Source organism: Dehalobacter sp. MCB1 (assembly GCF_003590275.1).
GTDB lineage: Bacteria > Bacillota > Desulfitobacteriia > Desulfitobacteriales > Syntrophobotulaceae > Dehalobacter.
Genome location: NZ_LXPC01000013.1, coordinates 139661 through 162775, shown reverse-complemented (window position 1 = coordinate 162775; position 23115 = coordinate 139661). Strand labels below are relative to the sequence as shown.

Genomic DNA, 23115 nt, shown 5'->3' with positions numbered 1-23115 from the left:
ACAAAGCGCATCGATCACATCATCGTTTTCTTGCGATAAGGCACATCGGCTAAAATTTTTTCGACAACGCGCCTGGCCTCGGGATAATATCGCTGTAAGACGTCAAGCCGTTTTTGTTCGCCTTCCTTCGTCCGTTTGTTTTCGATAATCGGCTGATTTTTGTTAAGTTTGGCAAAACAGAGCTCCGGATGACTTTCCACCAGTCTCTTCCTCCAAACGCGAATTTAAAACCTCAGATTATAATAGAAAGTTCCCAACACGACAGGATAAGTCGGTCATAAACATTAGATGAAGTTGAAATAACAGAAATTATTTACTCGCATTATCTATTTGACAGCTCTTGATCTTTTTCCGTGCATTTAGATGCAATCAATTCCTCAACTGCTTGAATAAATCCTTCTGTATGCAACACTGCAAAAGTTTTTTTCTTCATTTGAGAATCTTGAATCTGTTCTTTTAATAAATCCCTTAGTTTAGAAAATCCTTTCAGACTCTCTTCAATCTGAATATCTGATGATTCAATATTACATTTCCACATATCTTTAAAATAGTGAACAAACAGCTTCTTTCCAGTATTATTATCCTGAGCAAACGCTTGCGCTGTAACTATAGCCATTTCTTCATCAAATATATTAAACCTTTTATTTTGAATGATAACGAAAGATGAAGATGCAAACTCTTTCATTTTTCCAATGTATAGTTTTCTATTCTTGAAAAACATCAATCCATCACTAAGCGCAAAATCAGAAATAAGCTTATATGTACCCCATTCTTCATCAGTAAAATGTTCCTTATTGTCATCTCTAATAACATGAAATAATATTTGGCCTTCTGGCAATACCTCTTTAAGGCTCTCTATGCGCTTACCGACTCCTCCCTGAACTTTATCCCAATCTATCTCTACAGGAAAGGAGTATCCGTAGTATCTTGCCCAACTGCTATTCTCAATAAAAAGAACATAGTCATCTAAAGTCAAGCTACCCTCATATGCGCTATTAAGAAAATCTCCAAAGCCCTTATCGATTATCTCTTCGTCAACATCCATTATCCGATTAACTTTTATAATCTCACATGGCTTTTGGGCTTCTTTGCGTTTCTTTATGATTTCAATCTCGTGCGATATAGCATCCCCATTCCAAACACCATGAAGTATCCATTGTTTTACAGCACTAAACATATATTGTTCTTGAAAAACTGGGTATAGCTTACGCACTTCTCCATCAGAAAAAAGAGTACCGTAATGACCGTCTTTAGCAATATCTGCTTTATATGAAATCACATATGCTGCAAAACTATAAAACCAGTCAGCAATATCTTCAAATTCATTATCATACAATATACTATATACACGATAAAAATCACTTATTGCACATTTTAAACTTCTGATGTTATGGGTTCTTCTCCAGGGTTGCTCCATTCCTTTTTCAGTCTGCTTTCCGCCATATCCAAAAGTATTTCTATCAGGTGCAAATAATTCTAATAGACCTTCTTCACACCTTTCCACGAATGCGTTATATTCACTGTCCTTATATTTCATACCTTTAATAATGGCATGTACTATTTCAGGGTAATCCGGCAAATATTGCACAGTTCTCTGAATGATTTTTTCCTTGATTTCTGTGTATGAAATCTCTCCCTGTTCCATTTGAGGGGGCATATTGATTGTCAAAGTGGCTTTTTTCTCATTTGACTCGACTTTGCTTTTTTTAGAAGAAACAAACTGTATTTCGGCAGTTATTTGAGTTGATTCCTGTTTAGTTATAATCTTCTCTTGATTTGCAACAATGATCGTGTGATACTTTTGATTTTCGCAATAATCATTAATAATGCCCAACACGTCTACACTACTCATTCGACAACGTTCTAAATCATCAAAAACAAGTATTACTGATTTGTCTTCCATTTTCTTGCTAAATGGGAAGAAAGCAGTCACATCTGTAGAAGCGATACCCCTAACCTTTTCCGGAAGAAATGCCAATTTTTTAATGATCTCTTTAACCTCAGCAACTTTTTTAGTAACTCCATCAATACCCTTAACTTTGCAATATTCTTGTATCCATGCATTCTTAACAGCATTATGTATTTCTTCAGGTGAAGATATGCCAAACAATGTTACTCGAAGAACTACTGCCTCATCCTTAAGCGCATCTTTTAATTCATGCTCTATAAGATATGTTTTTCCACATCCCCATTCTCCAGTTAGTAGTAAAGCACCTACAGGCTCGATTTCTCTGCAATAGTATAATAATTCATCTATTGTGTTCATAGTGTTATCTCACTTCCGAAATTTAATCATCACGTTTTCCGATATTCAGCCAGTGCCATATTATCATTGGTAGTTCGCGTTTTGATTTTATACCCTGTATCTTCCGGAGCGTGGGCGACGAAGGGAAGCGTTGCCTATACCAAAGAACTACCGAAGATGATTTATAATTTGTCTATTGTACTAAATTATTTTATCAATTCCGCTTTCATATTCTTCATCAAAATTACTGATGCCCAATTCACCTTAACAATACTGACATTTCATTTGCAGCAGTTAAAAATCTTTCAACATATTCCGTTGTAAGAATTTTGTTTGTAACATGCCCACTAAAATCAATACTGTGAACTTCTAGATTGTTTACATATTTATTTTCTTCTTCTTCTTTTAATGTGGTGGTAAGTATTATCTGATTGGTCAATTCAGACAACTTTTGTAGTGCTTTCTTCTCTCGTTCTGAAGACAAGTCTTCTGCTCTAAAAGAATCTACAATAATAGGAAATCCATGTTGAAGAATCTTTTCAAAAGCATACATACGGGCTAAATGAAATTCTGTAGCTTCACTGCCTGAATAAATCTTATCTCTTGAGGTAAATATATCGCTGTATGCGTTCTCATTTGCAATATCAACAGCTTTATAAAATTCATTCATCGACTCTACAACATTAGTCAACAGGTTTTCGCACTTTCTTTCTCCATAATCAACAAGAGCCTCTTTCTTTTCCAATTGTTCACCTAATTTTTGTAATTCCAAATCTATCTCACTTACTCGCTGATCTGCATTCTTCGCACTTTCCAATTCCTGTCGTACTACCAACAATGCCTCTATAGAAATATCATCAACTTGCAGAGAAGAGTCCAACTCTCTCTGACAAATAATAATTTCCTTATTTAGTCGATCAATCTCTTCATTATATATATCAATTTTTTCCTGTACAGCATCTAATATTTGTTTTCTCATTGTAGATGTAGAAATATCAAAAGAGAATTCAGAATCTGCACTTTCATATGCTATATGTTTTGAACCGCAATCCAAACAAGCAATTTGCCCTGTTTTCATCGTTCTATTCAATGAACGGAGTTCCTTTTGTGTTAATTCATTTTTAGTTCGTCTTGAGACAGCATTAGCTCTTGCTTTCTTGAGCGCAAGTAGCTTATCTTTTACCCTCTCCATTTCTTTAAACGTATTTTCAAGTGCAATTTTGTCATTAGTTGCACTCAAATATTCAAAAGCCGTATTATGCTCTTTTAGAATCTTGTTTTCCTTTAGCAAAATCCCCTTCTCAGCCTTTAAATCCTTAATTTTAATTTTTATATTATCTACATCTTCAACAGAAGCGTTACAATTATTTATTCCAGCCATGGCATACAGAAGTGAATAAAAATCATTTTTTCTGTACCAGCCTTTATTAACAATATCTGAAGTTGTCTTCTTATCCTGACCAACGAAAAATAATTGTACTAATAATTCCGGATCAACAATTCTCAAAACACTATCCTTTTCTATTACAGGCAACGTTTGAATATTTTTATTCCAATATCGTTTAAACTCAGCCGTATTATCAAAAACTGCGTACTCTTCACCTTTTTTAATTACAAAATTTTTTGCTCTTCTACAGATTTTTACTAACTCCTCATTATGTTCAACATACAAGATGTGAAAATATTTTTCATAAGCAAATGAGGTAGGAAAAGCCGGTATATTACCCAAACAATACATAATTGACTGAATTACTATTGTCTTACCCTTGTTATTATCATCACTAAAAATGATATTTAACCCACTGTTAAAGTTTTCAAAAGCATATGCTTCATCCGTATTTCCAATAAAAATTGCTCTAACTATCATAATTCGATACCATCCTTAATCAACGATATAAAATATTTTAGTGAAAGAGTTTCAAAATCCATACATCTTTTTGAAATATTCTTATCCAATTTTCTGTATAACTCATTAATATCATCTGACGGATTATTAATAATAACGTTGTATATATTCTCAAAAAGCTTCCAGAAATCTTCCTGACAATTACTGTTAAATAGCGCTCTGGATAAATCTAGCTGACAATCCTCTAACATATTCTTTCTTTTCTCTTCTGGAAACTGGATGTAAGTATTTATAAATGAACGCGGCACATTTGAACCAATTACATTTTGATTCAATATTCTATTGAGCACCAAAAGGCGAATCTCTGTGGTAGTCAAATGTCTTCCATAATTTAATGCCTCATCCGGAGCTACTACTGTAACCCCCTCTACGACACTGATATTCTTCTTTCCAGCCTGTACATCTCTTATCTCATTAAAAATGGCTATCAGCGTCTCCTCCTTTGGAATTATCCCCGAGTTTAATTTTATTATCTTTTTGACATAGTCTGCCTTGCTCTGATCATCTATTACAAAATGTACTTTTTTCAAAAACTTGTCTATTTTTTCTTCGCTGATATCCTCATTCGCAATATAGGTTTTCCTCTTGCATTCCTCTATTAACCCATTTTTTAGGTTTGCCAACGCAGTTTCTTTTACATTAGAAATAGTGAATTTTGATAATTTATCATCAACTCTAACTGTATTTGATACCCCTCCCAAGAAAAGGATATAGTTATCAAACTCAAATTCACTAATATAATTTTTATACAACGTAACCAATTCAGCACCGATAGCATGAGGAGAAGACTGCTTATCACCCTTTGACTGCAAGTCCCAAAGCTTATCTGACATTTTTGACATGCCTGTTAGATCATTGAAAAAATCAACTACAAAATAATGAATTTCATCACTATCATCCCTGAAATTCATTAAATACAATAATGATTTCGTTTCCGTATCAGCAGCTGAAGGTCTCAGACGCTCAGATGACTTAACTACATAAGCCATAAAGAATCTCCTCCTGTTTATTTACATTTTAAGGTTATCTATTCTTCTATCTCTGTCTAGTTCTATATAGACTTCTTAAAACTTCATAGTAATATCTTATCTCTGTTTCTATAATGTTTATCTTTCTGTTTCTTAGATTGAACTAACGATCCCTTTTAATCAAGCGAAAACAATCTTTCTATAATTACAAAATAAATTATTTTGAAGCTTTTATTTCACTTAAAGGATTGTCCGTTAGTTTCTGCCCTATATCCTGATAGGATAGTCTTTCCTCAGTTAAAATTAAACAAATTTGTTCCCTGGAAAACAGAGTGGAACCATGGTCTTTTACTAGTAGACTTCTTATTTTTCTTAAAAGTTGTGTAGTTAGTGATCCTAATAGACGTATTTCTTCAACATTTTTATGAAAAAGATCTCTAGATTGTGGTATGGCATCTTCGTGTATCTTATCTTTAGGACTAATAATAATTACAGTAATTTGTGTGTCACTTTTGATATCTCTCTTTTCTTTAATCCAATTAATATGACCAGATGCCTGACGACAATTATCTATAGAAATCGGGGCATCCTTTTTTTCTTCAGTTTTTGCTTCAAATCCATAAATTATATTATCTAGTTGCCAAATCCCGTCAGGAGTCCCATCCCCTTTAGGCTTAGTTGAGTCAAATCCGAGGTATTTTCCTAACAATTCTAATCCTTTTTCAAAAATTTTAGCATCATCATTATTTAGCGATTCCAGAAATTCTGTCATTTGCTTCTCAAATTTTACGCCCAGTATTCCGAGCTCGGAAACTATATTTTCAATATTCTCTGCTTGAATAGCTAAATAACGATCTGACTTTAGTAAATCGTCTTTAGTTGGAACGTGGCTTACTAGGTTTGTCAACCATGTCATTGCACTAGAAATACTAAGCGCAGAGGTATAATATTCCCTCGCTAACCTTTCATCAATATTAATTTTACCATTAGCAAGATAAGCACAATTTCCAGCTAAATAAAACCACCATGCCCGGTATCCGGCGATTTCTTTGCCTCCACTTAATGAATCAATTATAGCTTTGGCCTTTTCAAGAGCTCTTTCTAATTCATTTTTCCAGAGTGCATATGTAAAATCGACTTCATTACTAACACTTGATGTTAATTTAATGGTTTCTTTTCTCACTACTTTATCGTATTCATCTCTTATACCATTAATTGCATCATTAATAGCCGAGAAATATTCCTTATTATTTATAAAGTTATACATAAAATCAACCATTTGTTCAGCTGAATCCATTTTTTCAGAATTAGTTAAACCAAATTCAATTTCTGCTTGAATCTCCGAATGAAAGGCTTCAATATTTTCCTTTTTTGCACAAAATTTAACAAGGTCAGGATCTATCATCAGGACATTAGCAAAATCATCGCTCGATCTTGTACATCTACCTAATGCCTGAGTAATGCGAGTCTTAACTAATTCATTTAAAATGGAATTTGCCCCCAACCTATTCCATAAAAATCCTTCTTGAAGGTTTGTCGCTTGAGGCATCCCAAATATAATAAGTAATCGGCAAATATCTCCTGATAAGTCTATACCATCGTATCTATTGGTTAATATTAAAACTACTTTTTCGTTATGTAAAAAAGTTTCTAAACTGTCTTCAATGTCCCTTGATTCCAATATCTGATATTCTGGTAAGGCTGCATTAACTAAATCTTTAAAAACTTGGGCTCTGCTATTATCAGGACATAATACTAATGCCTTTTTTTGTTTTGATATTGCATTAATAGCAATAAGAATTGCTTGATTTGAAGTAAATTTTAAATTAGGAAATAGGATGAGTCTTCTTCCATTACTGTATTTTTCCCATCCTTTTGGAATAGGTATTTTTTTAAGCTCCCTTATTCCTGTAATTCGCTCAAGTTCACCTCCATCTCCAAGTGTTGCTGACATAAATACTCTTTGGGAAGCATTTTTAAAAGCATAATGTGTTAACGTAGGAGGTATTAATGGGCGGATATTAATCTCTCCCCAGGAGAAAAACATTTGACAAGCTTCGATGTTATTACAGATCATAGACCAAGCATATTTAGCATTCCCACAATCTTCTACGTTTGCTTCTATCAAAGAGATGAGGTCAACTTTTTTAAACAAAAACTTAGGATAAGGAATTAGATCGTAGATAGGGATGTAATGGTCGTAATCATCATGCATAATCCGATTATAATGATAATCTGAAATATCATCTTCAAATAGTTTAATTATGTTCTCAAATAAGTTTTTATTGTCCTTTCGTTTAATATTTAAAGTCCATAATGAAGAAATATAATTTTCTGCTGAATGTGCATCATCGAAGATAATTGTATTAGCATCATCCAATCTTGGGTTTGTATTAAAAATTGCACTATAAGTTGTTATAGCTATTGCTCTTCCTCTTAAATAATTACCATAATCACTTTCAGAGTAATGTGCCTGTGGTCCTATCAGTAAACATGCAGATATTCCATATTCCTTAGCTTTAATAAAAACTTGATTCGCCAACTGTCTTGTTGGGCATAGGTATAGTACTCTATTTTCTTTGCACCTTCTTCTATACTCGGCGATTAATAATCCAACTAATGTCTTTCCTGTACCTGTTGGCAACTCAAGAGCTATATTTTCTTTATCGCGATTATTGGAATAATAATCTCTTAAAATATCAGCTTGTTGAGACCAAAGCCCTTTTACACTTGGTATTTGTAATTCATGAAATATAGATTCTGGATCTTTTTCAATTATTTTTATTTTTTTGGGTGTAACAAATTTAAACGATTCACTCATATAAATACCCCTCAAATTTTTTAAAGAAATTTTATTAACAGATTAATAAAATAATAAACTTTCCATTTTAGACATAATGCCCTCTTCAAGAATGAAATCTTACTAGAATCTCAAAAGCATAATCATTTCATAATCTCCTCAACCTCTCCGCCACCTCAACATCCGCCGGACAAAACTCATACAGTCCCAATTCCTCCGCCCTCACCCATCGTATATCCCAGTGAACTATTCTTTGCAGCTCCCCCTCAATAATCCGGCTCTCAAAGAAAGTAAAGCACATCTCTTTCTCCCCATACGTATACCGACTCTCCGCAAACACCTCACCAACCTGAATCGTAATACCGAGTTCCTCCTGACATTCCCGAACCAGACATTCCTCCAAGCTCTCCCCAATCTCCTGCTTCCCTCCTGGAAATTCCCAAAGCAGCGGACAGCTGCCCGTATTGTCACGCTGACAAATTAAAATCTTATCATCCTGTCTCAAGATCGCTGCGGTGACTTGCGTTATTTTTTTCTGATCCATCATTTCATCCATCATCTCAACCCACAATCAATTTATTCGTCTTATTAATGAACTTCGCCGGGATCGGCTCATGAAGCCGCCAGATAATATTCATCGGCCTGCTTCCCTCATGTTTGACATAATCAGCTAACCCGAGAAACGTATAGGGCGCTGCTCCTATGGCATCCGCTTTATATTCCCGTACAAATAGCAGTACTTTGTTGCCATTTTCTTGATGATGGATATAACGCTGACCCGTCGTCGACTCTTCCGATGTCGTGCTCTGGCTCTGCCAGTGGAACAATCGGTCATTGATCGAATAATCATGATACAGGGTGGTCGGTGAGTAGTCCTTATCCGATTTATTGAGGGTAATAAAGAAAATATCCGCTCTCTTATCCGGTAAGTACTTGACTCCCTCGCGAACGGTCGCCGGTTTCAGGAAATCGTAAGCCACCATGATTTGATCCCGGGTATAGGTACAGTGCAAATCTAATGGACAGTCAAATCCCAGGTTCACCGGCCTATCCAGAAAATCAATCTTGTCATAGTTGTAGCGCAAGATCTCCAATAACTCCTCAAACAATACCGGATTACTTTTCAAGAGCAATAGACCCTCATTGAGAGATGAAAACCCGCAATCTTCCACTGATTTCTGCCAGACTGTAAAATGGAACATCTGCAGCATCCGCTTCTCTAAATCCGAGAAGTCCGCTTCATCAAATACTTCCATCTCCGGCAGTACCTCGAGCAGAAATCGAATCCACCTTCGGGAATCCATGGCGCAGATCCGGCCGAATGCTTTGGTCAATATATTTTCCTGTTCCTCTTCAAAATCATCCCGAACCCCTGCCATCACACAGAGCCGGGAAAAAGACCCTCTCGCATAAAGCGTTTTAATACCGATATGCGCATGCTCCAAGAAATTAGCCAGGTTTAATTCTACGCCGGTATCTTCCGTAAAACTGGCCAGTCGCGTAATCATCCCTATATTCTTATTACCGTAAGAACTGCGAATATTGTCCAGGATATATTCCCTTGCCTTGCGTTCCAGCTGAATAAAACAGCCTTTGGGCAAAGAGGTAAACCCTTCCTTGACTTCACGCTGGATATTTCGGGTCGTGTTACCTAAGAGCGCGGCAAATTTCTCTTCAAAATTGTATTTCTTATTGGCAAGACCTATAAAATCGAGAACGGTCAGACAGTCCTTATTCTCAGCCAGTCGCAAACCCCTCCCAAGCTGCTGCAGGAAAATGGTGAGACTCTCCGTTGGGCGCAAGAAAAGAACCGTATTAATCTCGGGAATGTCGACCCCTTCGTTATATAAATCCACGACAAAGATAAACCGTATTTCGCCGCTAACTAATTTCTTTTTAGCGGTGTTCCGTTCTTCATCACTGGAATCCGAGATCAATGAAATCGAGGGAATATGGGAACGGTTAAAACTATCTGCCATATACGCAGCATGTTCCTTCGAGACACAAAAGCCTAACCCCTTCACGTCTTCCAAATCCGTGACATATTTGATCAGGGCTTTCAGGATCATCATGGTGCGGATATCGTTACCGGTATAAATCTTAGAAAGTTCACTTTTCTCATACCCGCCCCGAGTCCATTTCAGGCTTTCTAAATCAACCGTATCTGTCACCCCAAAATATTGAAAAGGAGATAAGAGTTTGCGTTCAATCGCTTCCGGCAGACGGATTTCAGCGGCAATTCTCCGGTCGAAATAAGCCAGAATATCCTTCCCGTCCATACGTTCCGGCGTTGCCGTCAGCCCGAGTAAGATCTGCGGCCGGTAATAGGACATCAATTGGTGATAGCTTGGCGCCGCAGCATGGTGGAACTCGTCGACAATTACATAATCATAAAAATCCGCTGACGTGTGTTCGGTCAGTTCTTTGGAATTCAGCGTTTGAATCGAAATAAATAGGTGATCGATTTTCGTTGGCTGGTAACCGCCAACAAACAGTTCGCCGAAATTCGGATCTTTTAAGACGCCCCGGAAACAAGCCATGCTCTGTTTTAAAATTTCCTCCCGGTGCGCGACGAATAACAGGCGGCAGGGTTTTCCTTTGTTCTCCTTACGAAACCGCAGGTAATCAAAGGCCGAGATGACTGTTTTTCCAGTTCCGGTCGCTGCTACGATTAGATTACGGTAATGTCCGCGAACACTTCTTTCCACCACGAGCTTATCCAGAATTTCCTGCTGAAAAGAAAAAGGTGTCAAATCAAAGTAATAAGAAACCACGTCCTCTTTTTCCTGATAACGCTCTTGCTTCAATGCCTTGGTCAGACGGGATTTCTGATCTGGGCTGTACGTTTCAAACTCCCGCGCATACCAATAGCTCTCAAAGGTCGCTTCAATCTTTGTGATCGTATCGGGCATATCTTTGGCGGTTGCTTTCACATTCCATTCCAGACCGCTGGAAAGGGCGGCATTGGAAAGATTAGATGAACCGATATAGGCTGTGGTGAAGCCCGTCTGGCGGTAAAAGACATACGTTTTCGCATGTAGCCGGGTCCGCTTGGTATCGTATGATATTTTTATCTCGGTGTTTGGTAATTCCGCAAGTTCGGCGATCGCTTTTATATCAGTCGCCCCCATATAAGAAGTCGTAATGACTCTAAGCTTGCCACCGCTTTGCGCGAATTGTTTTATTTCCTCTATAAGCAAACGAAGCCCGCTCCATTTAATAAAGGAAACGAGCATATCGATTCGGTCACAGGATAGAATTTCCCTTTTTAGTTCGGAATACATGCTAGGTTCCCGGACTGAACCAGTAAATAAGGAGCTAGCGGCGAGAGACGTAACAGGGCGCACGAACTCTGTCTTGTCATTCAAAGCAAATGCGCTGTTTTCTTTATCGAATAAAGCGAATAGCTGTTCAGCCTTTTCATCGACTGATAACGCAGCGAGACTTTCTTGGGCAGTATGATCAGATACAAGCGCAACAATATGATTGACCAGCGCCACTTGGTCTCTAATACTGCCGCCATTATCTTTGACATTGGACAGAACGGCTTCCAGGACTTCAGCCAGGTATTTGGAAAGTATTCTTGGGGCTTCTTCCTGATCGATTGGCAATGCCTGAATGACCTTTCCCATGGATGTCGAAAGTTCTTGACGAAGAAGTTTGTTGATCAGTTGTTCATAGAGACCGGGCTTTAGCATGGGTTGTCTCCTGTATGGTGATACATTGTCACTTAGCTAAGTATATAAGCACGCTCATCAAACCGTAAACTTACACTTCGGATAATTGCTGCATCCTTTAAACGTTCCATTCTTCCCTTTGCGAATGACCAGTTCCCCGCCACACCTTGGGCAGGTATTGGCAGCGATCATCTGAGCTTTTGTGATTTGAGTATTCTTAATTTCATTGACATGCTGCGATCGAATATCTTTATCCTTAAGGTTTAACGCTTGCAATCTGTTATAGATTGTTTCCACTTGTTCATTGTTGATCGTTTCCGTACTGTATTTCTTTATTGTTTTTAGCAGTTTAACAGAATAGATAAGATCTGCCTCAGTTTTGACTTTGAGATCGGCCTTAACCGAGAAAACGACAATGGGAATATAATTGATGCTGTCATACGCGTGTAAATTCTCTTTTAATGCCTGGATATGGCCATAATTTTGTCTTAGTGGATTATAAAGTTTTTCCTTCCGCTTATAAATCACCTGGGTCCAATATTCGGCATGCTCATCTCCGACAATCCAACCCTTAAAGTTTTTGGTTTCAATCACAAATACCCCAAAATTGGACACAATCACGTGATCAATCTGGGACGTCTTCCCTGAATGATTAAGCATCAGATCATTAATAATTTTGTACTTATTGGCATCTAGTCTGGATAAGATGACCGATATGGTTTTCTCTCCAAGTATCCCTTTGATCTTAGGCCTAAATAATCGGTAAACAAAGACGAGAATAATAAATAACCATAGGTACCAGAAATTGATAAAGATTGAGGCCATGCTTTTCTCCTAATTATCGACTTCATTTTCTATCTAGTTTGGTTAAATTCACCATATGAGATATAATTCTCCTTATTCCCTTCAGTTCCTGTTTATTTTTCCCATTAAAATAAAAAAGTTTATGACACCTGACGTAATTAAGGGAAAAGATATAATTTGTCTTTTCCAATTAAAAATAGCCGTACACTTAATGTATACGGCTACACCTTTTCGTCCTTTTCAATTTAATCGGCTATGTATTCTATTAAGTCTCCCGGTTGACAGTTCAAAACCGCACATAGCTTATCTATGACTTCAAGCGATACATATTTATTTGTATTAAGCCGTGCTATCGTTGCCTTTGATACCTTAGCTAATTCCATAAGTTCGCCTTTTTTCAGGTTTCTATCGATTAATAATTTTAACAAAGGCTTATAGCTTATCATAATAATAACCACCTCTCAGTGAACCTTATCAAAATTATACAGTAAATTGTTTACCCTAGTAAACAAAAGTTTAATATGTATATTGAATCGTATGGTTTAATATGTTATACTTAGGTATAACATATTAAACTTTTCTGTGAGGTGATAAATTATGTCTATCATTGACCTCATCAATAATCACGAAGAAAACGTTAATGAATTGATCAGAAATAACAACGAGTACCATAAGTATTTGGATAAGAGCAAAGAATCATGGAACAAATTAATAAAAACAGGCATAAGTGATGGGCAAAGAGTTTTAGTCGAAAACATTGAAGCAACATCAGGATGTATCGGATCAATTACGTCTGAAATCTGTTATCAGAAAGGCTTCAGGGATGCAATGAAACTCATCATTGAGTCACTTGTTTATTGAAGTTTCCGCCTTGTTATCCGGCACATATTCCAACAAATCTTCGATCCTGCATTGAAACACATCACAAATTTGATTAATCTGGTCAATCTCAATTCGCTTTGTCTCTTCATAGTACATCTTGGATATGGTCGCCGGCCTGATGCCAGTAAGCGATGCTAATGTCTTCTGATTCATTTTATGTTTTCCGAGCAGTTCGGATAGTTTGATTCTGACCATGCGGAACTCACTCCACTCTATCGACATTCTCTATTTGGCTTGATTGTATCAATAAGCGTAATAAAATCATATAATTCGAAAATAATATAACCTTTATCGTAATTTTATATACCTTAGGAGTAATTATTATGATATAATTACTCCTAAGGTTATTTTATTTCTGTATCAGTAAACATAGGGAGTGATTCTTCTGATCAAAATACCAAGAACCTGCGGCTTCACCGGCTATCGTCCATCTAAGCTCCCTTTCCCCAACAATGAAAAGCATCCCGCCTGCCTGCGCTTAAAAGCGTTAATTCGCGACGCTGTCGAAGCAGCCATTCATGACGGCTACACCCACTTCATCTGTGGCTTTGCTCTGGGTTCGGATACTTATTTCGCCGAAGCGGTTCTAGTATTACGTACGCTTTATCCACAAATCACCCTGGAGGCAGCCCTGGCTTGCGAAGCTCAGGCTGAAAACTGGACACAAAAAGACCGGGACAAGTTCTATGACCTCTTATCCCAGTGCGATATCGAGACCTATATCAGCCGTAAGTATTATCCGCGCTGTTATCTGGACCGGAATCGCTATATCGTCGACCACTCGCGGCGGCTGATCGCGGTGTTCGACGGGAAACTTGGAGGAACGATGTATACCGTGAACCGGGCCCAAGCGAAGAAGATCGAATTGGTCATCATTGATCCGAATTCCTAGGTAACACTTAAGCTGGACAAAGCATATATTGTCCGCTTTTTAATTTGCCATTTATATCACCGAATATATCGCCAGTTTTCTTGATAAATTCTTCTTGAAATTATAATTGCTGTCAAGGAAAGAACGAAATCTTGATCACTTTAAAATTCTGGGCAAAGAAGGTTAATGGATTACTTTAGTGAATTTAATATTAGAATCCATTTTTTGGAGGTAAAAAATGTTTATTGAGAAATATGATATCATTATTATCGGAGCTGGGCCGGCAGGGCTGATTTGTGGCAGGACTTTGGCATTAGCTCATAAAAAATGCTTGATTCTGGAAAAAAAGCTTAATTTGCACGGGAAGGTATGCGGAGATGGAATCTCCAGCAGATGTGTCAAGGTGTTGGAAGCATTGAATATTTCACCGGAACTGTTAATTCGAGCAGGGGGTCATCCTGTACACTACAATATAGCGATACATCCAAACACGATCCATAAGTCAAAAGATCAGGAAAACGAGGCAAGTACTGAATATGGTATTGGGTTATCCAGAGATACGCTAGCCGATATTTTACTGGAGCAAGCTGTAAAGGCAGGATGTGAAATCAGATTCGGTGCAGATGGCATGGAAATCAGTCACACAGACGACGGGTATTTTTGGGGTAATGCTTGGGGACGGGATATTGTTATTGCGGCAGGAGCTGCTGCTGGATATAAAATTCATCGCCTAATGGGTAAAGGGAGTCATAACCTTAAATATTTACCCGCTGGAATATCCAGCAGGGTTGTTGCCAATACGGATTTGTCGGACGATGCCTTTTATTTTGTATTTGATTCAGAGGAGCAATTTGCAGGGTACTCCTGGGCATTTCCGCTTGGGAACCGCTTATGGAATATTGGTTCTTGGAGCAATGAAAAGGCAGTCAATTTAAAAGCCCAATATAGCACTTTTATGAAAGGTTTTGTGGCACAAAATTTTAACATCTTGTCTTATGACAGGGTTGCAAAAGGTGGGATCATTGGTGCGGTCCCCCCCAATTTGGAGATCGAAGTCAATGATCTATGCATTGGAGATTGTGCTTTTTGTACCGATTTCATAACTGGAGAAGGAATATCTTATGCGATGATTTCAGGATATAAACGAGCCATCGACCTGCTTCAACAGGATTGATGACGGGTTAAGGGCTATTGCACAACAAACTGACTAGTTCTTATTTATATACCTGATCAACGTTCGGCAATACATATATAAAAGGAAATAGACCGCCAATCTGCAATGTATAACGGTCTATTCCGTGTACAAAAGCCGACCGCCCTTAAAGCGGCTGTTGTGGGGAATCATATCTTCAGCATGATTCCTCTTTGGTTATCCATACCAAGAAATCCAAGGGTTGTTCAGATGAATCCACTCGAAAATAAGCAGGAATCCAGCTGTTCTAGGCAGCCGGATTCCTGCTTATGATTGATACAACTACCAATGACTTCTATGACCCAATATTATTATATGATTTGTCTATCATAAAGTGTTCAAATTTTATATAGGGTGAGCTCTTTGCCTTTAAGGTTACAAACCTTTTGTCACGCTTGTCAGGCTTATCCCATATGATGTCAACAGCTCGTCTCATCCGAAGATGACGGCAGTCCAAATTCGCCGGCGATGGCGAATTTGAACTACACCCAGGCCCTCATCCTTCTCGGGCTTCCGGAGGAGGAACGGAATGAGTTTATCGATTGGCCTTCCATCCGTGTAAAATTTTGAGTCGGTCAATATCTTCGTAATGCCCAAAGACTTGGCATACTCAAGGGCCATTTCAAGCATTTGGGTTGCATAGGATTATTCTTCCTTATAGAATTTTTTTGTCCATTCGTTGCGAAGTGTAAGATTGCAAAAAGATGCTGCAAGTTATGTGCAGCATCTTTTCTGTCAATATATGGTTTATTATGGTAATTTATGTTATAATAACCCTGCAACAGATGGCGTGAAGGGCGGTCGGCATTCCCTCCGGAAAGGAGGTGATGCCATGGAAGTATATCAAACACTCACACTGATGATATCCTTCGGAACATTGGTGGTTTTGATACTTTCTTTCCACAAACGGAAATAGACCGCCCCAACTCACATGGATAACGGTCTATCCGTATTCATCTGCCGACCGCCCCTAAGGCGGCTGTTGCGGGGAATCATGTTACTGCATGATTCCTCTTTGGTTATATTATATACCATATTGAAGTTAAAATACATAGTCATATGTTAAATTTTGTTAAAACATACTTATACGGTACTTGTACTTGTGCTTTTCCTTTGCCAGAATTTCATAAGTCATGATGCTTCCTCCCCCAACGCTTCCCGCGCTTTAGCGGAATAATAATTCTTTATCTTCCACGCTGCCGCTTTTTGCAAATACGGCGCTGCCAGTTCCTGCTTGCCGGCTTTCAGATAAGCCAGACCGATAAAGTAATTGTTTTCTACTTCTAGAATAAAAGCATCATAGATCAGTGTCGTTTCTCTCAAACTGAGGACAGTCTTTTTTTTGCTTTGCGGCGGCTGATAGTTTCGGACGTATTCTAGCGCCGCTTGGAAATCTCCGCGGCAGCTTTCACGCAAAGCCAGAAGGGGCTGTAATTCATTGTTATCATAAAGTTCTCGAGCCTTATCCAGCATCTCGCCGGCGTTTTCCAATTCTTGTTCTAACAGCAGCAAATTGATTGCATAAAGGCAGTGATAACAATACAAAAGTTTGTTGTCCTTGATGTCTTCCAGTTTGATTTCATCCAATACGGCGAGGGAACGGTGCAAATCCCCAGCGCGGTTATGACAGTTGGCAATATTATATACCATGGGGTTTTTTAATTTGGGGTTGCGCTTGTAAGCCGAGGTGTTCATCGTCTTTTTCATTTTTTCAATTGCCTGTGCATAGTCCCCTTTTGCCATAAGCTGCAGAGGGTTCATAAAAGAATAGAGCCGCAGCAGGGTCAAACCTATGAATATGACCAGGAAGACACAAAGATAAATATAGACAAAATCAAGAAGATGACTCATGCTTCCTCCCTCCAATCATGTAACTCTTTCCTATATTATACCCGAAGATTATGATAAGTTGGTAAGATGCTCAAAGAAATAAGCACCTGTCATAAACAGATGCCGCTCGCAATACCCACCCCTTCAGCCCACCAACAATCACTCTAGTGACCCAACTTGCATTTCCATTATACCAAGTTGGAAATAATATACGACGATTTATCATATGGATTATTTTACCATTCTATGTTATAATAACCCTGCAACAGATGGCGTGCAGGGCGGTCGGCATTCCCTCCGGAGAGGAGGTGATGCCATGGAAGTATATCAAACATTAACACTGATGATATCCTTTGGGACATTGGTGGTTTTGATACTTTCGTTCAATAAAAAGAAATAGACCGCCCCTTCACAGTGGTTGACGGTCATTTCCGTTATCCATTAACCGACCGCCCTTAAAGCGGCTGTTGTGAGGAATCGTGTCTTCAGCATGATTCCTCTTTGCTTATATTATATACCATATTTAAGTTAAAATACATAGTTATATGTAAAATTTTGTTAACCGCAGGCTCCTCTCTACATTAATTATACCAAAAATATTTCTCTAATCATATTCTTATAATTATCCTATATTTTGTGTAAGATAGAACTTATCAAACTTAAGCCAAACTTAGGGGGGTAAACTTTTGGAACGGGACCGCCTTGATCAAGATTTTGAAATCAGACGCCTGGAGCAGGTGATGGCTCTCGCCCGGGAACAATTAGACTGTGCGCTGCAAGAGAGCGAAGAAAATAAAGAGGCCATTATTGCCGCTAAATTAGGTATGTGGGAAGATACTTCCCGCTCCGTCTCCGGTCTTTGGAATATGGAGAATTTTCATGAGCTTGTCGAGTCGAGTCAGTACGCCAATCCAGTGTTGGAACGGGTGTCGGATTCTGAACGTAATGCCGCTAAGATCCTGGCTTTAAAAAGATTGCTCTATTCCCCCTACTTTGCGCGGATCGATTTTCAGTTCGAGGGCGAGGAAGCCTTTGAGAATATTTATATCGGGCGGTCTTCGCTGCAAAACGGCCTAACCCAGGAAATGGTTGTGTATGACTGGAGATCTCCCATCGCCAGTGTTTTTTACCGCTTTGGCCCGGGGAAAGCGTTCTATGAGTCTCCCGGCGGTAAAATAACGGGAGAGGTCCATTTAAAACGCCAATACGAGATCAAGGATGGCAAACTGCAATATTTCTTCGATGCCGATATTCAAATCATTGACGAATTCCTGCGCGAACTGCTTTCCCGGAATGCTTCCCCTAAAATGAAAACCATCGTTGAAACCATCCAGAAAGATCAGGACATGGTGATCCGCGATCTGGAAATGGATTTGCTGATGGTCCAGGGAGCTGCGGGAAGCGGCAAAACTTCGGTGGCGCTGCACCGCGCGGCTTATCTGATGTACCAGGGGCTGGCGGCCAAGCTGGCTTCCAATGAGATTGTGATTATTTCTCCCAACGCCTTGTTTGAACAGTACATCGCCAATGTTTTGCCTGAGCTGGGCGAAAAGCATGTCCAATCGCTGGTCTTTGAAGAAATATTCGGCAAAGTTTTGCAGAGTGGTTCTATCCAAAGCAGGAATCAATATTGGGAAGGCCTGTTCTCCCCCGGCCAAAATGACCGAGCGCTTAGTTATAACGACATGAAGCTCGCCAAACGCAGCATGGCCTTTAAAGGCTCCGGCCTGTTTGCTGAAATTTTAAGACGTTTCATTCGAGACTTGCCTTATCGCTGGCTGCCGTTTACTGATATTTATTATGACGGAAAGGTCGTCGCCAGCCGGCAATTGCTGAAAACGAAGATCCTGAAGGGCGGTCAGGAATTCCTGCTAAGTGTGCATTTAAAGCAATTGGAAGCATCGATTCTGCAAATCGTCCGCGAACTGCGTCCCAGCCGTCTGGAAAAGTTGGAAAAGTTTATTCGGGCCAAGCCCGAGCATGAATTTGAATGGGAAGAAGTAGCCCGGCGGTTATCCATTCTGGAAAGCGCCGCCTTGCTGAAGAAGATACGAAAGTTTACCGAGCTGGATTGTCAGGAGCTTTACCGGAAGCTGTTCAGCGATAAAAGCTATTTTTATCATTTAGCCGAAGGTCTGGAGCTGCCTGATTGTATGGAAGAGATTTTGGATTATACCAGGGAAAACCTGCAAAAGGACGGTTTGCTTTATGATGACGCCCTGGCCCTTACTTTTCTCCATATCCATACCAAAGGATATACGGCTTACCGCGATATCAAGCAGGTAGTGGTCGATGAAGCCCAGGATTATGATCCCCTGCATTTCGAAATACTTCACGGTCTGTTTCCCAAAGCGCATTATACCATCCTGGGCGATATTCATCAGACCATAGGGAAACGTGTTGATTCAGCCCGCTATGAACAGATTAGCAAGATATTCGCTAAGCCTAAATCGACGCTGGTGACTTTGGACAAAAGCTTCCGCTCCACCAAGGAGATCTTGGCGTACAGCGCCAGGTTTCTTGACCAAAGCATTAAGCTTCATCCTTTCGGGAGATCGGGAGATGCGCCTGCCGTGTTTGCGGCGCCGGACCGGGCGGCTCTGACTGCTCTCCTGCTTGCGGAAATTAAAACCTGCCGGGAAATGGGTTACGAATCCATCGGGTTAATCTGTAAAACGGAACACGACGCCCTTGCCTTATTTGAGCAGCTCAAGGACCAAAGCGATCTTCAGCTGCTAAAAGGTGATGTTCAATTTAATTTAAGCGGCGTATTCCTGATCCCGGTCTATCTGGCCAAAGGCCTGGAATTTGACGCCGTACTGATCTGCGAGGCCGATCAGGCGCATTATCACAGCGCTGATGATCAAAACCTTTTATATATTGCCTGTACGCGGGCGCTGCATCGATTGAACCTGTTTTATACCGGGGAGATCAGCCGGCTTTTATAATAAGACAATTAAATTCGTTCAAAAGCACTGATAAATCCGCCCATGATCGCATCTGCTAATTGATCATTCATGCTAATCGTCCAGCTATTATTATTCTTCACTAGATTCACTTCAATTGTGGTCGTTGTTGTCTGGTCCTCGTTTGCAATGGCGTCAAATAAGAGTTGCATGATCACTTTTTCTGCTTCTTCATCACTCAATTGTTCCGCTTCAGGCAGCAACGCCTGTTCAACCCCAAATCGGACAACGGCATCGATATAAGCATCCAGGACGGCCGCGAAATCGGTATTGCTAATTTCTGCCGTAACGGTCGCCGTATCACCGTTAATTTCTGAAGATACGATGTTGTAATCAAGTTTTGCAAAAAGCAAGGCAATATCTTCATCTGTGATCGTTATATCGGCAGTCTCATCATAATCATTGAAATGATCATAGCTGAAATACCGGTCAGCTGTATCCTGATCCATCACTTTGATAGCATCCAAAGCGTTGGCAAATGCTTCCCCGGGCTGCTCCAGAATAATACAAGAATATATCTGGTTTAACGCAAGCGGTTTCACAACACTGGTACCACCGACAGAATAGATTTTATTGATTTGCCCTACTTTACCTGTTAAAAAGGTTTGTACGGAAAGGTCAATGCCGTTGCCAACAAGCAGAATAGCTTTCCCCTGCTTGGCTGCTAACGCGGAACCTGCTAAAGCATCGGGAAAGTTGGTCCCTGTAGCAACAAAGATTGTATCCGTAGCTTGGCCAAGGCCTGTGATCAAGTTGATCGCTGTTTCATATCGATTATTTCCGCCATAACGGGTTGGATTCGGAAGTCCGAATTCCACTTGCGCACTGATGACGCTGGTCCCGCCGGTAATAATCGTATCGGATATTTGCAGATCTGTTAACACATCAGCCGTCGCATCAGGCAGCGTATTGGTTTCTGTCAGTAAAATGGGCACTCCGTTTTGCGCTGCCCAGGAAGAGACCGCCAAAGCATCAGGGAAATTCTGGGCATATGCGATGACAGCCTTATTCGTCCTGAGTTTTTGATTCTCTTGCAGATACTTGGCGATATTCGCCGAAGTCTCATAACGATTATCGCCTGCGATACGATGAACCGTATATTCAGCGGACAGACCTTCTTCAATGGCTGTAGATACAGCACCGGTACCGCCAAGGATAAAGACCGTTTGCGCTTGGAGACGTTCCAGTTCAGTTGCTGTATCGGGCGTTAAGGTTTTGCTGTTCGTTAAAAGAATCGGAGCATCATAAGCTGCCGCCAGTACAGCGCCGGCTAAAGCGTCCGGAAAATTATTATCACGAACCAGGATAACGGCATTTGAACCTGAAGGCCATCCTTCCTTCGAGATCTCAATCGCAGTTAATGTCCTGTTATCCCCAGCAAGTCTTTTACTTTCTACCGCCTGAACAGCGTAAGCTTGTAAAGGTATTGCGGCAATTGTGATTGTGATAACCAGTGCAATAGACAGCAAAAATTTCAGCCAATTTTTTCGAAACTTCATTCTTCTTCCTCCAATTTAAAAATGTTTAAGGCAAAAATAAACTACAAGAAGAATTATAGATTGAATCAAGTATTATTTCCTTCTGAAATTACTGGTAAAATGTACTGCAGAGGATAATCACTTGATAGATATTCATCATAGCAATCTATTACTTCACGCGTCCAATTAAATTTCCGTATCCTTCCCGCTCCATATCTTCTTTGGGCACAAACCGCAGTGAGGCGCTGTTGATACAGTACCTCAGACCGCCGGATTGCCTTGGCCCATCAGCAAACACGTGCCCCAGATGGGCATTACCGGCACGGCTCCTGACCTCGGTCCGCAGCATGCTATGGGAAGTATCGGTCTTCTCCCTGACCACATTCGGATCGATAGGCCTGGTAAAGCTCGGCCAGCCGCAGCCTGATTCAAATTTATCCGAGGAGGCAAAAAGCGGCTCACCTGTCGTAATATCCACATAAATACCCGGCCGGAAAGTGTCCCAGAACGCGTTATGAAACGGCGGCTCGGTGGCATTATTCTGCGTCACTTCGTACTGCGTTCCGGTCAGGGTTTGGCGCAGCCTGCCAGGATCCGGCGCCTGATAATCAGCTGGGTTGATAATGGCCCCTGCCACCTTCGTGAATTGATCCTTGCCGATGTGACAATAGCCATCCGGGTTTTTGTCCAGATATTTTTGGTGGTACGCTTCCGCCGGACAGAAGTTCTCGATTGCTTTTACCTCGATCACGACAGGTTTATCGTAGTTTTTTTGCAGCTTGGCCAGGGACCGTTCTATCACCGGCAGATCATTAATATCCGCAAAATAAATCCCGGTACGGTATTGCGTCCCCTTGTCGCCGCCCTGCCGGTTAAGTGAGACCGGATCAATCGCCTGATAATATAATTCCAGCAAGAATTCCAGCGGCACAATCTCCGGATCATAGTCTACATAGACCGTCTCGGCATGTCCGCTGCCACGCTGACACACATCCTCATAGGTCGGGTTCGCGGTCTTGCCATTGGCATAGCCCACTTGCGTGGTACGGACCCCGCGAATAGACGCAATATATTTTTCCATACCCCAAAAACATCCGCCTGCAAGATAAATCTCGGACATAACAGACCTCCATGATATCAGAATGGCTTAATTCTATTATTTAGGGATGATGAACCGAGCTCACCATCCCCTATTTTTATGATGCTAAGATTGATGATATTATATTCAATATAAAATTTTTATTGCCAAATCTTTTATTTCATGGTATTATTTAGTTTTACGAGGGGAGGTGTGCGTTTGAACAAGAAACAAATTAATATCATTGAAGAAATTCTTGAATCAGTTGGGCTTGAATCTTTAAAAGCTTCTGAGCCAAAGAATGTCCTCAAAAAAATCTCCTAAAAAGGGGCGTGATGAAAAATGATGCTAATTTCATACAGTCAAACCTTAAGTGAGTAAAAACGAGTTCCTAATGAAAAATGTAGGAACTCGTTTT

At 39.9% G+C, this 23115-nt stretch carries 17 protein-coding genes and 1 pseudogene; 5 read left to right on the top strand and 13 right to left on the bottom strand.

Features of this window, described 5'->3' with window-relative positions; all coding sequences use genetic code 11:
* Positions 1-14: 14 nt before the first annotated feature.
* The 9 genes from A7K50_RS10725 to A7K50_RS10685 form a co-directional block, all read right to left on the bottom strand.
* Positions 15-203, bottom strand: a complete 189-nt coding sequence (locus A7K50_RS10725; RefSeq protein WP_282432349.1) for a DUF429 domain-containing protein — start codon at positions 201-203, stop codon at positions 15-17.
* A gap of 119 nt (positions 204-322) precedes the next feature.
* Positions 323-2266, bottom strand: coding sequence for a P-loop NTPase fold protein (locus A7K50_RS10720; protein WP_119776145.1), 1944 nt, complete (start codon positions 2264-2266; stop codon positions 323-325).
* 238 nt (positions 2267-2504) lie between these two features.
* Positions 2505-4112, bottom strand: a complete 1608-nt coding sequence (locus A7K50_RS10715) for a hypothetical protein (protein ID WP_119776144.1) — start codon at positions 4110-4112, stop codon at positions 2505-2507.
* On the bottom strand, positions 4109-5140 hold the full coding sequence (locus tag A7K50_RS10710; RefSeq protein ID WP_119776142.1) for a hypothetical protein: 1032 nt from the start codon (positions 5138-5140) through the stop codon (positions 4109-4111). Before A7K50_RS10710 ends, A7K50_RS10715 begins: the two co-directional genes overlap by 4 nt.
* A 196-nt stretch (positions 5141-5336) precedes the next feature.
* Positions 5337-7940, bottom strand: a complete 2604-nt coding sequence (locus tag A7K50_RS10705) for a DEAD/DEAH box helicase (RefSeq protein ID WP_119776141.1) — start codon at positions 7938-7940, stop codon at positions 5337-5339.
* A 127-nt stretch (positions 7941-8067) separates the two neighbouring features.
* Complete coding sequence (locus tag A7K50_RS10700) at positions 8068-8478, bottom strand: (deoxy)nucleoside triphosphate pyrophosphohydrolase (RefSeq protein ID WP_243103722.1); 411 nt, start codon at positions 8476-8478, stop codon at positions 8068-8070.
* A gap of 1 nt (position 8479) precedes the next feature.
* Positions 8480-11617, bottom strand: a complete 3138-nt coding sequence (locus A7K50_RS10695; RefSeq protein WP_119776139.1) for a DEAD/DEAH box helicase — start codon at positions 11615-11617, stop codon at positions 8480-8482.
* Between the two features lie 57 nt (positions 11618-11674).
* Positions 11675-12421 (bottom strand): NERD domain-containing protein, encoded by a 747-nt coding sequence (locus A7K50_RS10690; RefSeq protein ID WP_119776138.1) that lies wholly within the window; start codon positions 12419-12421, stop codon positions 11675-11677.
* A 224-nt stretch (positions 12422-12645) separates the two neighbouring features.
* Entirely contained in the window at positions 12646-12849 is a 204-nt protein-coding gene (locus A7K50_RS10685; RefSeq protein WP_199698289.1) for a helix-turn-helix transcriptional regulator, read from the bottom strand.
* A gap of 148 nt (positions 12850-12997) precedes the next feature.
* Between A7K50_RS10685 and A7K50_RS10680 the strand changes: the two genes are divergently transcribed.
* Complete coding sequence (locus A7K50_RS10680) at positions 12998-13261, top strand: hypothetical protein (RefSeq protein ID WP_119776135.1); 264 nt, start codon at positions 12998-13000, stop codon at positions 13259-13261.
* Here A7K50_RS10680 and A7K50_RS10675 read toward each other — a convergent pair.
* On the bottom strand, positions 13247-13477 hold the full coding sequence (locus A7K50_RS10675) for a helix-turn-helix transcriptional regulator (RefSeq protein ID WP_119776133.1): 231 nt from the start codon (positions 13475-13477) through the stop codon (positions 13247-13249). The genes A7K50_RS10680 and A7K50_RS10675 overlap by 15 nt on opposite strands.
* A gap of 181 nt (positions 13478-13658) precedes the next feature.
* Between A7K50_RS10675 and A7K50_RS10670 the strand changes: the two genes are divergently transcribed.
* The 3 genes and pseudogenes from A7K50_RS10670 to A7K50_RS10660 form a co-directional block, all read left to right on the top strand.
* Positions 13659-14174, top strand: a complete 516-nt coding sequence (locus tag A7K50_RS10670) for an SLOG family protein (protein WP_243103721.1) — start codon at positions 13659-13661, stop codon at positions 14172-14174.
* Between the two features lie 217 nt (positions 14175-14391).
* Complete coding sequence (locus tag A7K50_RS10665; RefSeq protein ID WP_119776131.1) at positions 14392-15327, top strand: NAD(P)/FAD-dependent oxidoreductase; 936 nt, start codon at positions 14392-14394, stop codon at positions 15325-15327.
* 441 nt (positions 15328-15768) lie between these two features.
* Positions 15769-15885, top strand: a pseudogene (locus A7K50_RS10660) (DUF3102 domain-containing protein); the annotation flags it as partial.
* A gap of 591 nt (positions 15886-16476) precedes the next feature.
* Here A7K50_RS10660 and A7K50_RS10655 read toward each other — a convergent pair.
* The gene (locus A7K50_RS10655; protein ID WP_119776129.1) at positions 16477-17196 is read right to left on the bottom strand and encodes a hypothetical protein; all 720 of its coding nucleotides are present in this window, start codon (positions 17194-17196) and stop codon (positions 16477-16479) included.
* A 665-nt stretch (positions 17197-17861) separates the two neighbouring features.
* Here A7K50_RS10655 and helD point away from each other — a divergent pair.
* Positions 17862-20123 (top strand): RNA polymerase recycling motor HelD, encoded by a 2262-nt coding sequence (gene helD / locus A7K50_RS10650; RefSeq protein ID WP_119776127.1) that lies wholly within the window; start codon positions 17862-17864, stop codon positions 20121-20123.
* Positions 20124-20131: 8 nt separating this feature from the next.
* Here helD and A7K50_RS10645 read toward each other — a convergent pair whose 3' ends face one another.
* Both A7K50_RS10645 and msrB read right to left on the bottom strand, forming a co-directional pair.
* Positions 20132-21640, bottom strand: coding sequence for a cell wall-binding repeat-containing protein (locus tag A7K50_RS10645; protein WP_119776126.1), 1509 nt, complete (start codon positions 21638-21640; stop codon positions 20132-20134).
* Between the two features lie 148 nt (positions 21641-21788).
* Positions 21789-22739, bottom strand: coding sequence for a peptide-methionine (R)-S-oxide reductase MsrB (msrB, locus tag A7K50_RS10640; RefSeq protein ID WP_119776124.1), 951 nt, complete (start codon positions 22737-22739; stop codon positions 21789-21791).
* Positions 22740-23115: the final 376 nt, after the last annotated feature.

What these genes read in the sequence shown, in the direction of transcription:
- A7K50_RS10710 (WP_119776142.1), bottom strand. Translation starts at nt 5,140, where the DNA reads ATGGCTTATGTAGTTAAGTCATCTGAGCGTCTGAGACCTTCAGCTGCT.
- A7K50_RS10680 (WP_119776135.1), top strand. Translation starts at nt 12,998, where the DNA reads ATGTCTATCATTGACCTCATCAATAATCACGAAGAAAACGTTAATGAA.
- A7K50_RS10690 (WP_119776138.1), bottom strand. Translation starts at nt 12,421, where the DNA reads ATGGCCTCAATCTTTATCAATTTCTGGTACCTATGGTTATTTATTATT.
- A7K50_RS10675 (WP_119776133.1), bottom strand. Translation starts at nt 13,477, where the DNA reads ATGGTCAGAATCAAACTATCCGAACTGCTCGGAAAACATAAAATGAAT.
- A7K50_RS10695 (WP_119776139.1), bottom strand. Translation starts at nt 11,617, where the DNA reads ATGCTAAAGCCCGGTCTCTATGAACAACTGATCAACAAACTTCTTCGT.
- A7K50_RS10700 (WP_243103722.1), bottom strand. Translation starts at nt 8,478, where the DNA reads ATGATGGATGAAATGATGGATCAGAAAAAAATAACGCAAGTCACCGCA.
- A7K50_RS10655 (WP_119776129.1), bottom strand. Translation starts at nt 17,196, where the DNA reads ATGAGTCATCTTCTTGATTTTGTCTATATTTATCTTTGTGTCTTCCTG.
- A7K50_RS10715 (WP_119776144.1), bottom strand. Translation starts at nt 4,112, where the DNA reads ATGATAGTTAGAGCAATTTTTATTGGAAATACGGATGAAGCATATGCT.
- msrB (WP_119776124.1), bottom strand. Translation starts at nt 22,739, where the DNA reads ATGTCCGAGATTTATCTTGCAGGCGGATGTTTTTGGGGTATGGAAAAA.
- A7K50_RS10645 (WP_119776126.1), bottom strand. Translation starts at nt 21,640, where the DNA reads ATGAAGTTTCGAAAAAATTGGCTGAAATTTTTGCTGTCTATTGCACTG.
- A7K50_RS10705 (WP_119776141.1), bottom strand. Translation starts at nt 7,940, where the DNA reads ATGAGTGAATCGTTTAAATTTGTTACACCCAAAAAAATAAAAATAATT.
- A7K50_RS10720 (WP_119776145.1), bottom strand. Translation starts at nt 2,266, where the DNA reads ATGAACACAATAGATGAATTATTATACTATTGCAGAGAAATCGAGCCT.
- A7K50_RS10665 (WP_119776131.1), top strand. Translation starts at nt 14,392, where the DNA reads ATGTTTATTGAGAAATATGATATCATTATTATCGGAGCTGGGCCGGCA.